Origin of the sequence: Kitasatospora sp. NPDC017646 (assembly GCF_044329365.1) — a bacterium.
GTDB lineage: Bacteria > Actinomycetota > Actinomycetes > Streptomycetales > Streptomycetaceae > Kitasatospora.
On the sequence record NZ_JBIRJC010000005.1, the window covers coordinates 340859 to 354948 of the forward strand.

The following is a 14090-nucleotide window of genomic DNA, read 5'->3' on the forward strand; positions in this document are numbered from 1 at the left end:
GGGGCGGTCCACGGCGCCTACTGGCCGGTGAGGAGGTCGGCGTGGCGGGTGCGCAGTTCGCGCTTGAGGACCTTGCCGGTGGGCCCGAGCGGGAAGTCCTCCGGCGTACGGGCGATCCGGACGGCGGCGAGGGCGGCCAGTCCCGCGTCGGCCAGCGCCCGGTTGGCCGCGGCCCGTACGTCCTCGGCTCCTTCGCCCTGCGCCTCGGTCTGCAACTGCACGACTGCGATCGGCAGTTGACCTGCTCCATGGTCCGCCGGGACGCCGACCACGGCGCAGTCCCGGACCAGGTCGGCGCAGTCGGCGAGCAGCACCTCCTCGATCGGCAGGCTGTAGACCGGGCCGTCGGTGGTGTCGATGACGTCGACCGTGCGGTCGAGGTGGTGGAAGCGGCCGTCGGCGTCGCGGCGGGCGACGTCGCCGGTGAGCCAGTAGCCGGCCAGCTCGAAGCTGGCGGTCAGCCGCTCGTCGTTCCAGTAGCCCGGGGTCAGCGAGGGGGCGTCCACGGCGAGCAACCCGACGGTCCCGTCCGGGAGTTCGGTGCCGTCGTGGTCCAGCACGGCGGCCCGGCGGACGACCTCCAGCGGCTTGCCGACGCAGCGGTCGTCGCGCGCGCTCTCCGGCGTTGTGACCTGCCCGAACAGCGCCATGCCCATCTCCGAGGAGCCCAGGCCGTCGATGAACTGCGAACCGGGCAGGGCGGGTTCCTCGGCCCGCTGCCGCGGCAGCAGCCAGGGGCGGATCAGCCCGGCCGGCCGCTCGCCGAGGGTCACCAGCCGGCGGACGTGCCCGTGGTGGGCGCTGTCGCCGGTGTTGAACCAGGAGTGCACCCGGGCCGCGCCGCGCACCGGCAGCTCGCCGGTGGCCAGTTCGACGAAGGTGCGCGGGAAGGAGGCCACCATGGTCGGCTGGAAGGCCTCCATCACCGGCTCCACCACGGCGCGGCGCCAGTCCGACATCACCACGGTCGGCAGCCCGAGCAGGACGGCTGTGAGGAAGTAGCTCAGACCGCCGGCGTGGGTGTGCGGCATCAGCGACATCAGCCGGTCGTACGGCTCGGCTGGGAAGCGCACCATGCGGGGCTGCTTGCCGTCCCAGAACCCGCGGTGCGCCAGCATGGTCGACTTGGGGATGCCGGTGGTGCCGGAGGAGTGGATCAGCGCCACCACGTCGTCGTCGGAGTGCCGGTACGGGTGGCCGGCGGGCAGGGCGACGGCGGCGGCGTCGAAGGCCCGTACCTCGGCGGCGAGGGCGAGGAAGCGCGGGCGCCGCTGCGGGTCCGTCCGGTAGGCGGCGGCCAGCCTGGTGGTGTCGTCGGCGACCACGCCGACCACGCCGACGTGGTCCAGGTAGCGGACCAGCACGTCGTGCCGCATCGCGTCGTTGACCAGCGCGGGGACGGCGCCGAGCGCGGTGAGCGCGAGGAAGTGCAGCAGCGGCTCCAGGCCCTCGCCGACCACGACGGCGACCGGCTCGCCGGGGCGCACCCCGTTGGCGTGGTACCAGGCGGCGTAGCGGTCGCGCAGGGCGACCAGGTCGAGCAGGCTGTGGCCGCGCAGCACCACCTCGCCGCGGTGGTCGGTGCGGTGGGTGAAGACGAACGGGACGGACCGGCGGGGGTTCGCCGCGAGCGCGTGGTCGAGGAAGTTGCCGGCTCCGAGGGTGGGTTCGGTCATCAGCCGCTCTCTGGCGGCGAGGGGTGCGATGGGACTCTGATCGCTCATGGCGCTTCTCCGGACGTGGGGTGCCGGGCGCGGATCCTCGTGGGACCGGCGCTCGGGGTGTGGTGAGGGGCCCCGCGGTTGCCGACGCGGGCGGGTCGGAGGGGAGGTGGGGCGGGCCGGCGGGATCAGCCGCGGGCGAGGATCTCGGCGACCACCCGGTGGCCGGAGCGGACCGCGCCCTCCATCAGGCCGAAGTACGCGGTGCTGGTCTCGGTGCCGGCCCAGTGCACCCGCCCGTGCGGCTCGGTGAGCGTCGGCCCGATCCGCGTCCAGTCGCCGGGCCCCAGCAGGGCGGCGTAACATCCCTCGCTGAAGGGGTCGTTGAGCCAGTCGGTGACGTGGAAGCCGATCGGCTCGGGGAGCATCGGGAACAGCCGGTCGGCCTGGTCGAGGGCTTCGGCGCGCTGCCGCCCGGGGGTGAGCGCGCCGAAGCGGTGGGCCTCGCGGCCGGTGACGAAGCCGGTCAGCACGCCGATCCCGCCCTCTGGGGAGTCGTCCACGGTGGAGAGCAGCGGCCCCCGGGCGTTGACCGACCAGCCGGAGAGGCCGTGGTCGCGCCAGAGCGGGGCCGGGTAGACCAGGTGGACCTTGACCGCGCAGCCGCGTGCGGTGCGCTCTTCGGCGCGCGGTGTCGGCAGGGCGGGCCGGTAGGCGATCGCGTCGGCGAGCAGCGGGGGCAGCGCCAGTACCGCGACGTCCGCCCGGTAGGCGCCCCGGCCGGTGTGCACGGTCACCGCCCGGTCGTCCTGGTGGACGGCTCGGACCGGCTCGCCCAGCCGCACCCGGGTGCCCAGCCGTTCGGCCATCCGCTCGCACAGCTGGTGGGCGCCGCCGTCGATCCGGTCCTGCTGGGCGCCGCCGGCGAAGGCGTTGAGGTAGCGCAGGCCGCCGCCGGAGCGCAGGTAGAAGGCGAGGTGGAGGACGGAGATGTCGGCCGGGTCGGCGGCGCACATCTCGCCGAGGAAGAGCGGGAAGAAGAGCGCGGCGTCCGGGTGGGTGAGGTGCTGCTCGGCCCACTCGGCGGCGGTGAGGTTGTCCAGCTCCTCGGCGTCCGGGGTGAGCCAGGGCGCCTCCGGCCGTACCGCGTCGGTGAGTTCGGCCAGTCGCTCGAACAGGTCGCCGAGGGCGACGGCGTTGAGCGGGGGGAACCGGCCGTCCCGGGTGACCGGCCCTTCGGATCCGGGGTGGAGGGCGAAGCGGCTGGCGCCGAGCATCGTGGTGGGGGCGGTCTTGAGACCCGAATCCGCGAGCAGTGCGGCGAGTTCGGTGTGCCTTTCGCCGAGGTAGGCGGCGCCGGCGTCGACCCGGACGCCGGGGGCGGCCTCGATGCCGTGGGTGCGTCCGCCGACCCGGTCCCGGGCCTCCAGCACGGTGACGGCGAAGCCGTGGGCCGCCAGTCCGGTCGCGGCGGTGAGCCCGGCCAGTCCGGCGCCGACCACGACCGCGGTGCGTCTGTGGTCCTCGTTCATGCGGCGGCCGCGATGCGTCGTGCCAGGCCGGCCGGGGTGGGGGCGAGCAGGAAGTCGTCGAAGGTCAGCTCGACGCCGTGGGTGCGGGAGACGGCGCTCAGCACCCGGGTGGCGAGCAGCGAGTCGCCGCCCAGGTCGAAGAAGTCGGAGTCGGCGGTGACGTCCTCGTGCTCCAGGACGCGCCGGAAGACTGCCACCAGGGCCGCCGCGGTGACGGGGGTGGTGAGGTCAGTGCTCAAGGGAGGTCTCCTTGGATCTGTCGGGGGAGCCCGCGTAGCGCAGGTGGCAGCCGGCCCGGTCGACCTTGCCGCTCGGGGTGTGCACCAGCCGGGGCACGAGGGTGATCCGGCCCGGCACCAGGTGGCCGGGGAGCCGGGCGCGCAGGTAGGACAGCAGCTCGCGGTCCAGCTGCCCGGCCGGGGCGTGCCGGCGCGCCACCACGTACGCGACCAGGATGGTGCGGCCGGCCGCGGTGGTGCCGGTGACGGCGGCCGCGCTGACGGCCGGGTGGCCGGTGAGGTGCGCCTCGACCTCGGCCGGGTCGACCCGGATGCCGCGGATCTTCAACTCGCCGTCCAGGCGACCCTGGTGGGTGAGCAGACCGTCCGGGTCGCGGCTCATCCGGTCGCCGGTGCGGAAGAACCGCTCGCCGTCCAGGGTGATGAACCGCGCCGCGGTCGCCTCGGGCAGTCCGAGGTAGCCGAGCGCGAGGGCCGGTCCGCCGATCAGCAACTCGCCCAGATCGTCGATGAGTTCGACGACGTGCGGCAGGGCGCGGCCGATCGGCGCGCGTGTGGTGCCGCTCCGGGCCGGACCCGCTGCCAGTGGGCCGGCCAGGTCCACGGCGTGGGTGATCTGGGTGGTCTCGGTGCAGCCGTAGGTGTTCAACAGCCGGACCGCGCCGGTGGGCAGCCGGGCCCAGTCGGCCAGCCGGGCGGGCCCGGCCGCCTCCCCGCCGATCACCAACAGGCGCAGGCAGGAGGGGAGTCGGTCGCCGGAGTCGACCAGGTGGTGGACCAGCTCGTGCCAGAAGGCGGTGGGCAGGTCCAGTACGGTGATCCGCTCGCGTTCGACCAGCCGCAGGAACCGGGGGAAGGAGCCGCTGTGCGCGTCCCGGTCCATGACGAGGGTCGCGCCCGTGGTGAGGGTCGGGAGGATCTCCTCGAAGCAGGTGTCCCAGTTGAGCGAGGCGAACTGGAGCACCCGGTCCTCGGGGGTGAGCCGGAACAGCCCGCCCAGCGCCCGGGCGGTGGCCGCGACGGCTCGGCGGGGTGTCACGACGGGTTTCGGCTGCCCGGTCGAACCCGACGTGAAGAGAATGTAGGCCGGTTGTTCCGGGCCCGTCCGGGGCGGGTGCCCCGGGGGGTCTCCCGGGATTTCCCCGGGTTTCGGTAACTCCACTAATCGGGTGTCGAGTCGGAGGAGGTCTCCGGAGCTTCCGGACACCGCGGTACGGCACTGCGCGGCCGCCGCCATCGCCTGTCGGCGGAGCGCCGGGAATACCGGATCGACGGGGCAATAGGTGCCCCCGGCAGTCAGCACGCCGAGAAGTGCGACCACCGTTTCCGGTGCGTGGACGGCCGGCACGGCGACCGTGCCGGGATCCGGACCCAGGCGTCTGGCCAGGGCGTTCGCCGACTCCAGGAGTCGGTGGTAACTCAGGGCGCGTCCGTTGTGGACGATCGCCGGACGACGGGGATTTCGACGTGCGATATCACTGAACACGTCAAGTAGGTCGGGGGCGACCTGGAGGGAACCGCGAATAATTGACATGCCCGCCCCAAATGCGCTGAGAACTGCTCATCCGTGCTCGGCGAACGGCGACTCTACCTTCGAACATGCGTGGCGACAATGGATGTTGAGGGTGTTCTTCCGAGGATCGGTGGTGGAAGTGTGAACCACCCGCCGTCGATCCGTTCGTTCGGGTAAGCACGGTGAGCCCGGGCTCTTCTGACGTGACGTCAACCCGTGCCCGGACGGATGTGCGCGGACCACTTGCCCGCCCTCCGTCGAACCGCTTGACTACCCGTCCGAGCGCGTCCGAACGCGTTCGAACGCGTCTGAACGGGGAGACCGGATGCTCGACTACGACGCCGAGGCGCTGCACTACGACACCACCCGCGGTGGCGAACCCCGCGCGGAAGCCGCCGCCCGGGCCGTCGACCGGCTGCTGCCCCCCGACGGGAGGACGGTGCTGGACGTCGCCTGCGGCACCGGCATCGTCACCGCGCGCCTGCTCCGCCCGGGCCGGACCGTCCTCGGGGTCGACCGCTCGCCCGCGATGCTGCGCCTCGCGGCACGGCGCCTGCCCGGTGCCGTCCTCCGTGCGGACGCCACCGGGCTCCCGCTCCGTACCGGAGCCGTGGACGCCGTGGCGATGGTCTGGCTGCTCCACCTGCTGCCGGACGCCGCGCCGGTCCTCGCGGAGGCCCGCCGGGTGCTGCGCCCGGGAGGGGTGCTGATCACCACCGTGGACAAGGACGACGCGTACTTCACCGCCCCGAGCGACCTCGCCGACGCCACGGCCGTCCTGCGCCGCCGGCACGCCCCGCGGGCGACGGACGGCACCGACCGGCTGAGGGCCCAGGCCGCCGCCCTCGGCCTGGACCCGGTGGCCGGGGCGGAGTTCCCCGGCCTCGGCCAGGGCCGCAGCCCGCGCGCCTGGCGGGAGGCCGTCACCAAGGGCCGCATCCCCTGGTGCCGGGCCGCCGCCGACGCGGCCACCGTCGAACGGGCGCTCGCCGCGCTGCCCGACCAGGACGCCCCGCGCCCCGACCCGCGCTACCGGCTGCTGGCCTTCCGGGCCTGAGGGGCGGCGGCCGTCCGGGACGGGGGTCCCGCCCACGGCGGCGCCTGCCGGGTCAGGGCCCGAGGGGTGCCTCCCGCAGCGGCCGGGTCCAGCTCGGCGCCGGCGATCTCCCGGGACCGGCGGGCGATCAGCTGGACCACCTCCAGGCGCGGCGCGCCGGACAGCAGGCTGCGGGTGATCTCGGTGCTCGCCCGCAGCCAGCGCTGGCGCAGCTGCGCCTCCTCGTACAGTCGGGCGTTGTCGATCGCGACCCCGGCCGCGACGGCCAGGGTCGCGATCACCGCCTCGTCGTCCTCGTCGAAGTCCAGGCCGCCGCGCTTGTCGGTCAGGTAGAGGTTGCCGAACACCTCGCCGTGCACCCGCACCGGCACCCCCAGGAAGGTGTGCATCGGCGGGTGGTCGGGCGGGAAGCCGACCGAGGCGGGGTGGTCGGACAACACCGGGCAGCGCAGCGGCTGCGGGTGGCGGATCAGCTCGCCGAGGATGCCCCGGCCGGCGGGCGGCGCGCCGATCCCGGCCGTCTCCTCGTCGGACAGACCGACCGTCAGGAACTGCGACAGGGTGTGCCCGTCCGGGCCGATCACGCCCAGCGCGCCGTAGCGGGCGTCGACCAGGTCGACGGCGGCCTCCACGATCCGGTGCAGCGCCTGCGCGAGGTCCAGCTCGCGGCCGACCGCGAGCACCGCCTCCAGCAGGTTGTGCACCCGGTTCTGCGTGCCGCGCGCCGCGTCGATCCGCCACTGGAGCTCCTCCAGCAGCTCGTCCAGGCGCAGCCGGGGCATCCGCGCGCCGCCACCCGCCGCGCTGCCGTCCGCTCCGCCCACCGCCGTCCTCCTCGTCCTCGGCCCGACCCGTCGTGGCTCGGGCTCGTTGGTCGCCCGGGCTCGTTCCCGCCCCGACCGTGCACGCCGACCGGCCGGCCCGGCCCGGGCGCCGTCCGACCAGCCGGAATGTCGTGTCCACACGGTAGTGCCCGGGTGTCGTCGGGGAGGAGGCCGGGGTCGCCCGTAGTGTTCCGGCCGTCGGGTCCTTCGTCCCGCTGGCAAGGGGCTTGCGGCCTCTGGTGGCGGGCCGTCGGCGGGGGACAGGGTGGGACCAGAGCGGACGGGGCGTCAGTGCGCGCCGTTCCCGGCACCGAGACAGTGGAGGAACTCTGATGACGTCAACCGTGGTGGCCGGGGTCGACGGCTCGTCGGCGAGCACCGCCGCCGCCCAGTGGGCCGCCGAGGAGGCGCGGCGCCGAGGGGCGGCGCTGCGGCTGGTGCACGCCTGGCCGTGGCTGACCGACGGGGTGTCCTCCTTCGCCGAGCCCGACGACCTGCCGGCCGCCGCCCAGCGCATCCTGGCGGAGGCCGCCGACGCGGTCCGCGCACCGCACCCGGAGCTGACCGTCCACGTCGACGCCGTGCTGGACGCCCCGGTGGACGGGCTGGTGGCCGCCGCCGCCGAGGCGGACCTGCTGGTGCTCGGATCGCGCGGGCGCGGCGGCTTCACAGGGCTGCTGCTCGGCTCGGTCAGCATGGCGGTGGCCGGGCGCAGTGACACGCCCGTGGTCGTGGTCCGGGACGCCGGGCAGGGGCACGAGGCCTCCGGCGAGGTGGTGGTCGGCGTCGACGCCCACGCCCCCGAGGAGGCGGTGCTCGCCTTCGCCTTCCGCGAGGCCGCCCTGCGCGGTGCCCGGGTACGGGCGGTGCACGGCTGGGACCTGCCGCCGCTGTTCGGCTACGCGGGCGGGGCCGTACCGGCGGGGGAGGTCGAGCAGCTGAAGACGCTGGAGGAGAAGCTGCTGACGCTCGCCCTGGCCGGGCAGCGCGAGCGGCACCCGGCGGTCGAGGTGGTCGAGGACGTCCGGCTGGACGCCGCGCGCGGGCTGGTGGAGGCCTCCGCCGGGGCCGCCCTGGTGGTGGTCGGCAGGCGTCAGCGCCCGATCGAGCTGGGCTCCCGGCTCGGCCGGGTCGCGCACGCGGCGCTGCACCACGCCGAGGCACCGGTCGCGGTCGTCCCGCACGAGTAGACGTGGACGGCCCGGTGGGGAGGGAGGCGTTCACGTCCCTCACCCACCGGGTCGTCGGCTCAGCGCGGGCGCCCGCCCGGCGGCAGGACCGTGGCGGTCAGCCGCAGCGGCGGGCTGTGCCGGAAGGCGAGGGTGAAGGTCACCCGCCGGCCGGGCTTCAGCGGGGGCGGGGCGGCGATCATCAGGTCGGCGTCCTCGGGGGACATCGCCAGTTCGCCCCGGCCGGGGACGGGCAGGGCGGAGACCGGCTCCCAGCGGCCCGCCGCGCCTTGGTGCAGATGCCGCTTCAGGGTGATCGGTCCACCGAACTCCCATTCGGCGCTGGTCAGTTCGTCGGGGACGTCGCCCGGATTGCGGATCGTGAAGAAGGCCGCGGTGGCCGAGGCCGCGCCCGCCGTCGGCAGCAGCATCCAGCCGTCGCCGGCCTGCACCGGGCGGGGACCGCCGGCCCCGCCGACGGCCGTCCAGCCGGTGAGCAGGGCCAGCGCGAGTACCGCGGCGCCGACCGGCGGGCCGGCCACCCCGAACCGTTCCGACGCCGGAACACCGAACCGCTTGGCGACCTCGAACCGCTTCGCGACCTCGGACCGCTCCCGTGCCCTCACCGCCGGGCCCCCTTCCGCTGCTGACCGCGCCCCGGCTCCCAGGTGCGCAGTCGCAGGCTGTTGCCCACCACCAGCAGGGAGCTGAGCGACATCGCGACCGCCGCCAGCACCGGGTTCAGCAGCCCGACGGCGGCCAGCGGGATCAGCACCAGGTTGTAGCCGAAGGCCCAGAGCAGGTTGGCCCGGATGGTGGCGAGGGTCTGCCGGGCGAGGCGCACGGCGTCCACCACCGCCTCGATCTCGCCGCGCACCAGGGTCAGTCCGGCCGCGCCGATCGCGGCGTCGCTGCCGGAGGCCAGCGCCACCCCGAGGTCGGCCGAGGCCAGGGCGACCGCGTCGTTGACGCCGTCGCCGACCACTGCCACCGTCCGTCCGGCAGCCCGCAGTTCGGCCACCACCTCGGCCTTGCGCTCGGGCGAGGCCGAGGCGTGCACCCGCTCGATGCCCAGTTCGGCGGCGACGGCCCGCGCGGCGCCCGGACCGTCGCCGGTCAGCAGAACGGTCTCCAGGCCCATCCCGCGCAGCCGGTGGAGGGCTCGCCAGCTGCCCGAGCGCAGCGTGTCGCCGACCTCCAGCACGGCCGCGGCCCGGCCGTCCAGCTCCACGAGTACGGCGGTGCGGCCCGCCTCCCCCGCCTCCGTGACGGCCCGGGCGAGCTCCGGCGGCAGGGCGCCACCGTCCGGCCGGACGGCCCGGACCGACCGGCCCCCGACCGTGCCGGACACCCCGAGGCCGGTCGTGGCCGCGAAGCCGTCCACCGGCGGCAGGGGCCCGCAGCGCTCCCGGGCGGCCGCGGCGACGGCCCGTCCGATCGGGTGCTCCGAGTGGTGTTCGACCGCCCCCGCCAGCCGCAGCACCTCCTGCTCGGTGAGCTCGGTGAGCTCGGTGAGCTCGGTGAGCTGGGTAAGGCCGCCGGCGACCGTCACGGCCGCCAGCTCCATCCGGCCGGTGGTCAGCGTGCCGGTCTTGTCCACCACCACGGTGTCCACCCGGCGCAGGCTCTCCAGCACCTCCGGGCCGCGCACCAGCACACCCAGTTCGGCGCCGCGGCCGGTCGCGGCGAGCAGCGCCGTCGGGGTGGCCAGGCCCAGCGCGCACGGGCAGGCCACCACCAGCACGGCGACCGCCGCCGTCACCGCCGCCTGCGGGGCCGCGCCGGCCCCCAGCCAGAAGCCCAGCACGGACACCGCGACAGTCAGCACGCAGGGCACGAACACCCCGGCGACCGCGTCCGCCAGCCGCTGCGCCCGGGCCTTGCCGGCCTGGGCGTCGGCCACCAGCGCGGTGATCCGGGCCAGTTGGGTGTCCGCGCCGACGGCCGTGGCCCGCACCACCAGCGCCCCGCCGACGTTCACCGTCGCCCCGGCCACCCGGTCCCCGGGGCCGACCTCGACCGGCACGCTCTCCCCGGTCAGCAGGCTGAGGTCGAGCGCCGAACCGCCTTCGACCACCACCCCGTCGGTGGCCACCCGTTCGCCCGGCCGTACAACGAACTCCCGTCCGGGCAGGAGGAGTTCGATGGGTATCAGGTGCTCCTCGCCGTCCTCCGCCCGGACGCACACCTGCTTGGCGCCCAGTTCGGCGAGCGCCCGCAGCGCGGAGCCGCTGCGGCGCCGCACCCGGCCCTCCAGCAGCCGGCCGGCCAGTACGAACAGCGGTACGCCGACCGCCGCCTCCAGGTACACGTGCGCCGCGCCGCCGCCGTCGGCGGTCAGCGAGAACGGCATCCGCATGCCCAACTGACCGGCCCCGCCGAGGAACAGCGCGTACGCCGACCAGCCGAAGGAGGCGACGACGCCCAGGCTGACCAGGGTGTCCATGGTCGCGGCGGCGTGCCGCAGCCCCTGCGCGGCCCGTCGGTGGAAACCCGCCGAGCCCCAGGTCACCACCGGGACGGCCAGCGCGAAGCAGACCCACTGCCAGGCGGTGAACTGCAGCGCGGGCACCATCGACAGGACCAGCACCGGGACGGCCAGCAGGGCGGTGACCAGCAGTCGCCAGCGCTCGTCCGGCTCCTCCTCCGCCAATCCGCCGGGCACCCCGGCCGAGGCCAACTCCGCGGTGTAACCGGCCCGTTCGACCGCCGCGACCAGCTCCTCGACGGACACCCCGGCCGGGTGCAGCACCCGGGCCCGCCCGGTCGCCAGGTTCACCCCGGCCGTCACCCCGTCGATCCGGCCCAGCCGCTTCTCGACCCGGCCCACGCACGCGGCGCAGGTCATCCCGCCGACCGCCAGATCGGTGGACAGCATCGCCCCGGGGTCCGCCCCCGCGAGCGGGCTCACCGCATCCCGCCCATGTCGTGCCCACCCGTCCCCGGCGACGCCCCGCCACCCCGGCCCGGCGTCAGCCCCGGAGCCACCGGGCCGGCCTGCCGCCCCACGCCGTACGCCACCACGAACACCACCACCAGCAGCAGGGCGAACCCCGCCAGCACACTCAACGGCCGGACACCCGGCGATTTCGCACTCACCCCCCACCAGTCGGACGACCGGAGCGGCTGGTTCCCGCACCTTCCGGATTCCCGGGAACCCTGTTCCGGGCGTTACCCGGCAGCCGGGCGGGACGGGTTCCACAACCGGTCGGCATCACTGACTCCGCACGCTCCGGGGGCCGGTGACGTTCGCGCCCAGGTCGGTGACCCGGGCGCGCAGTTCGCGGTCGGCGGTGACCACCAGGCAGGCCCGCGCCGGACGTCCGGCGCGGGCCTCGCGGACCAGTTCCACGATCCGGTCGTCCCCGCTGCCGTCCGCCGGCACCACCCGGACCTCGGGCAGGCCGGCGATGCCCCGGGCCGCGCCCTCGACCACCAGCACCACCTCCAGCGGGCCGGGCCGCTCCGACAGGCCCCGCTCGGCGACGGCGACCAGGGAGTCCCGCAGGCGTTCCGCGGCGCCGCGCCGGTCGCGCCACCAGCCGTCCGGAACCGAACCGACCACGTTGGCGCCGTCCACCACCAGCAGGAGCGGCGGCGCGACCTCGTACTGTTCCATGGCCGCCAAGCCTGCCACGACGGTCGGCGGGCGGCCGTCACTCCGGCCGGTCGGAGCCGGGTTCCGGGTCCTGGCGGTGGCCTCGTCAGGTGGGATCGGGGAAGCGGACGTGTCCGAGGGCGTCCTTGAGCGGTCGGGGTGTTCCGGCGGCCCGGGCGTGGCCGGCCGAGGAGCCGGCGCCCGGCGTGCTGGTGCACCCGCACCGGGGGGCGGTCAGTCCGCCAGGGTGATCCGGATGCCGACGGTGCCGCGCTCGCCGCGGCGCAGTCGGCTGCCGAGCAGGGTGAGCACGCCGAGCAGGCCGTACTTCTGCCGCAGCAGGGTGCGGTAGGCGGCGGTGCGCTCGGGGCCGAGGATCTCGGCGGTGGCGGGGTACTGCCCGCCGGTCGGCCTGCCCTTGACGTCGCAGGGGCCGACCAGGACGTCGGCGCGGTTGCGGATCCGCTTGACCTTCCAGGAGTCCGCCACGGTCCAGATCCCGAGGGCCTCCCCGTCGCGGACCACCCACACCGGGGTCGGCACCTGAGTGCCGTCCTTCTTGTAGGTGGTGACGAGGAGATAGCTGCCGGCGGAGAGGCTGACGATCCGGGCGAGCCGGTCCGGGGCGGCGGGGTCGGGCGTGGTCATGCCGAGAGTCTAAGGGCCGCTCCGTCCGGCCCGCCTTTCGATTACGAAACGTGAAGGCTCGACTACGCTGGGAAGCGCTCGTGTCCGAACCAGGAACGGAGTACCCCCATGACCACCCTGACCGAGCCCGGCAGCCCTCCTGCGTCCGAACCCGCAACCCGGCCCGGGCGGCTGAACCGCGGGAAGATGATCGTGGTCTGGCTGACGACGACGGATCACAAGAAGATCGGCACCCTGTACCTGGTGACCTCCTTCGCGTTCTTCCTGCTCGGTGGCATCCTCGCCCTGGTCATGCGGGCCGAGCTGGCTCGGCCCGGGATCCAGATCCTGACGAACGAGCAGTTCAACCAGGCGTTCACGATGCACGGCACGATCATGCTGCTGATGTTCGCGACGCCGCTGTTCGCCGGGTTCACGAACTGGATCATGCCGCTGCAGATCGGCTCCCCGGACGTGGCCTTCCCGCGGCTGAACATGTTCGCGTACTGGCTGTACCTCTTCGGCTCCCTCATCGCGGTCTGCGGCTTCCTGACCCCGAACGGCGCCGCCGACTTCGGCTGGTTCGCCTACTCCCCGCTGTCGGACGCGGTGCACTCACCCGGCGTCGGCGGCGACATGTGGATCATGGGTCTGGCCTTCTCCGGCTTCGGCACGATCCTCGGTGCGGTCAACTTCATCACCACGATCATCTGCATGCGCGCCCCGGGCATGACGATGTTCCGGATGTCGATCTTCGTCTGGAACGTCCTGCTGACCTCGGTGCTGGTCCTGCTGGCCTTCCCGGTGCTGGCCGCCGCGCTGTTCGCCCTGGAGGCGGACCGCAAGTTCGGGGCACACGTCTTCGATCCCGCCAACGGCGGCCCGCTCCTGTGGCAGCACCTGTTCTGGTTCTTCGGCCACCCCGAGGTCTACATCATCGCGCTGCCGTTCTTCGGCATCATCTCCGAGGTCCTTCCGGTCTTCGCCCGCAAACCGATGTTCGGCTACTCCGGCCTCATCGCCGCCACCATCGCCATCGCCGGCCTGTCGATCACCGTGTGGGCCCATCACATGTTCGTCACCGGACAGGTGCTGCTGCCGTTCTTCTCCTTCATGACCTTCCTGATCGCGGTCCCGACCGGTGTGAAGTTCTTCAACTGGATCGGCACCATGTGGAAGGGCTCGCTGAGCTTCGAGACCCCGATGCTCTGGGCGATCGGCTTCCTGGTCACCTTCCTCTTCGGCGGTCTGACCGGTGTCCTGCTGGCCTCGCCGCCGATCGACTTCCACGTCTCGGACTCGTACTTCGTCGTCGCCCACTTCCACTACGTGGTCTTCGGCACCGTCGTGTTCGCGATGTTCGCCGGTTTCCACTTCTGGTGGCCCAAGTGGACCGGCAAGATGCTGGACGAGCGCCTCGGCCGCATGTGTTTCTGGACCTTGTTCCTCGGCTTCCACGCGACCTTCCTGGTGCAGCACTGGCTCGGCGCGGAGGGCATGCCCCGCCGTTACGCCGACTACCTGGCCTCGGACGGCTTCACCACCCTGAACACCGTCTCGAGCATCGGCTCCTTCGTGCTCGGCCTGTCGATGCTGCCGTTCCTCTACAACGTCTGGAAGACCGCCAAGTACGGCGAGCGCGTCGTCGAGGACGACCCGTGGGGCTACGGCCGCTCGCTGGAGTGGGCCACCTCCTGCCCGCCGCCCCGGCACAACTTCGTGACCATGCCCCGCATCCGCTCCGAATCCCCCGCCTTCAACCTCCACCACCCGGAGATCCCCGACGAACTCCAGGACGCCGGCCGCCAGTCCGGCACCCGTACCGCGATCACCACCCGGGACCGGGACGGCGCGTGAACGCGCCCCGTCC

12 protein-coding genes and 1 pseudogene are annotated in these 14090 nt (G+C 74.1%); 3 read left to right on the forward strand and 10 right to left on the reverse strand.

The window, feature by feature from the left end; all coding sequences use genetic code 11:
- Positions 1–17: 17 nt before the first annotated feature.
- The 4 genes from ACH4J0_RS11650 to ACH4J0_RS11665 form a co-directional block, all read right to left on the reverse strand.
- Positions 18–1724: a class I adenylate-forming enzyme family protein gene (locus ACH4J0_RS11650; protein WP_396238749.1), complete on the reverse strand. Its 1707-nt coding sequence runs from the start codon at positions 1722–1724 to the stop codon at positions 18–20.
- A gap of 125 nt (positions 1725–1849) precedes the next feature.
- Positions 1850–3193, reverse strand: a complete 1344-nt coding sequence (locus tag ACH4J0_RS11655; protein WP_396238751.1) for a flavin monoamine oxidase family protein — start codon at positions 3191–3193, stop codon at positions 1850–1852.
- Positions 3190–3432 (reverse strand): phosphopantetheine-binding protein, encoded by a 243-nt coding sequence (locus ACH4J0_RS11660; RefSeq protein WP_396238753.1) that lies wholly within the window; start codon positions 3430–3432, stop codon positions 3190–3192. Before ACH4J0_RS11660 ends, ACH4J0_RS11655 begins: the two co-directional genes overlap by 4 nt.
- A complete protein-coding gene (locus ACH4J0_RS11665; protein WP_396238755.1) occupies positions 3422–4966 on the reverse strand; it encodes an AMP-binding protein in 1545 nt (514 codons plus the stop codon). The genes ACH4J0_RS11660 and ACH4J0_RS11665 overlap by 11 nt, the downstream gene beginning before the upstream one ends.
- Positions 4967–5270: 304 nt before the next feature.
- On the opposite strand from ACH4J0_RS11665, the gene ACH4J0_RS11670 reads away from it, so the two are divergent.
- Positions 5271–6002 (forward strand): class I SAM-dependent methyltransferase, encoded by a 732-nt coding sequence (locus ACH4J0_RS11670; protein ID WP_396238757.1) that lies wholly within the window; start codon positions 5271–5273, stop codon positions 6000–6002.
- A gap of 62 nt (positions 6003–6064) precedes the next feature.
- Here the strand turns inward: ACH4J0_RS11670 and ACH4J0_RS11675 are convergent.
- Positions 6065–6784 (reverse strand): annotated as a pseudogene (locus ACH4J0_RS11675) (GAF domain-containing protein); the annotation flags it as partial.
- A 374-nt stretch (positions 6785–7158) separates the two neighbouring features.
- Here ACH4J0_RS11675 and ACH4J0_RS11680 point away from each other — a divergent pair.
- Positions 7159–8016, forward strand: a complete 858-nt coding sequence (locus tag ACH4J0_RS11680) for a universal stress protein (protein WP_396238759.1) — start codon at positions 7159–7161, stop codon at positions 8014–8016.
- Positions 8017–8075: 59 nt separating this feature from the next.
- On the opposite strand, the gene ACH4J0_RS11685 is transcribed toward ACH4J0_RS11680, so the two are convergent.
- From ACH4J0_RS11685 to ACH4J0_RS11705, 5 genes are all read right to left on the reverse strand, one after another.
- Positions 8076–8621, reverse strand: coding sequence for a copper chaperone PCu(A)C (locus tag ACH4J0_RS11685; RefSeq protein ID WP_396238761.1), 546 nt, complete (start codon positions 8619–8621; stop codon positions 8076–8078).
- Positions 8618–10873, reverse strand: a complete 2256-nt coding sequence (locus tag ACH4J0_RS11690; RefSeq protein ID WP_396238763.1) for a heavy metal translocating P-type ATPase — start codon at positions 10871–10873, stop codon at positions 8618–8620. Before ACH4J0_RS11690 ends, ACH4J0_RS11685 begins: the two co-directional genes overlap by 4 nt.
- 29 nt (positions 10874–10902) lie before the next feature.
- The gene (locus tag ACH4J0_RS11695) at positions 10903–11064 is read right to left on the reverse strand and encodes a hypothetical protein (RefSeq protein WP_396238765.1); all 162 of its coding nucleotides are present in this window, start codon (positions 11062–11064) and stop codon (positions 10903–10905) included.
- Positions 11065–11209: 145 nt separating this feature from the next.
- Complete coding sequence (locus tag ACH4J0_RS11700; RefSeq protein ID WP_396238767.1) at positions 11210–11614, reverse strand: NTP pyrophosphohydrolase; 405 nt, start codon at positions 11612–11614, stop codon at positions 11210–11212.
- 213 nt (positions 11615–11827) lie between these two features.
- The gene (locus ACH4J0_RS11705) at positions 11828–12241 is read right to left on the reverse strand and encodes a PPOX class F420-dependent oxidoreductase (RefSeq protein ID WP_396238769.1); all 414 of its coding nucleotides are present in this window, start codon (positions 12239–12241) and stop codon (positions 11828–11830) included.
- A gap of 108 nt (positions 12242–12349) precedes the next feature.
- Here ACH4J0_RS11705 and ctaD point away from each other — a divergent pair, with 108 nt between their 5' ends.
- Positions 12350–14077 (forward strand): cytochrome c oxidase subunit I, encoded by a 1728-nt coding sequence (ctaD, locus tag ACH4J0_RS11710; RefSeq protein WP_396238771.1) that lies wholly within the window; start codon positions 12350–12352, stop codon positions 14075–14077.
- The last annotated feature ends 13 nt before the right edge of the window (positions 14078–14090 follow it).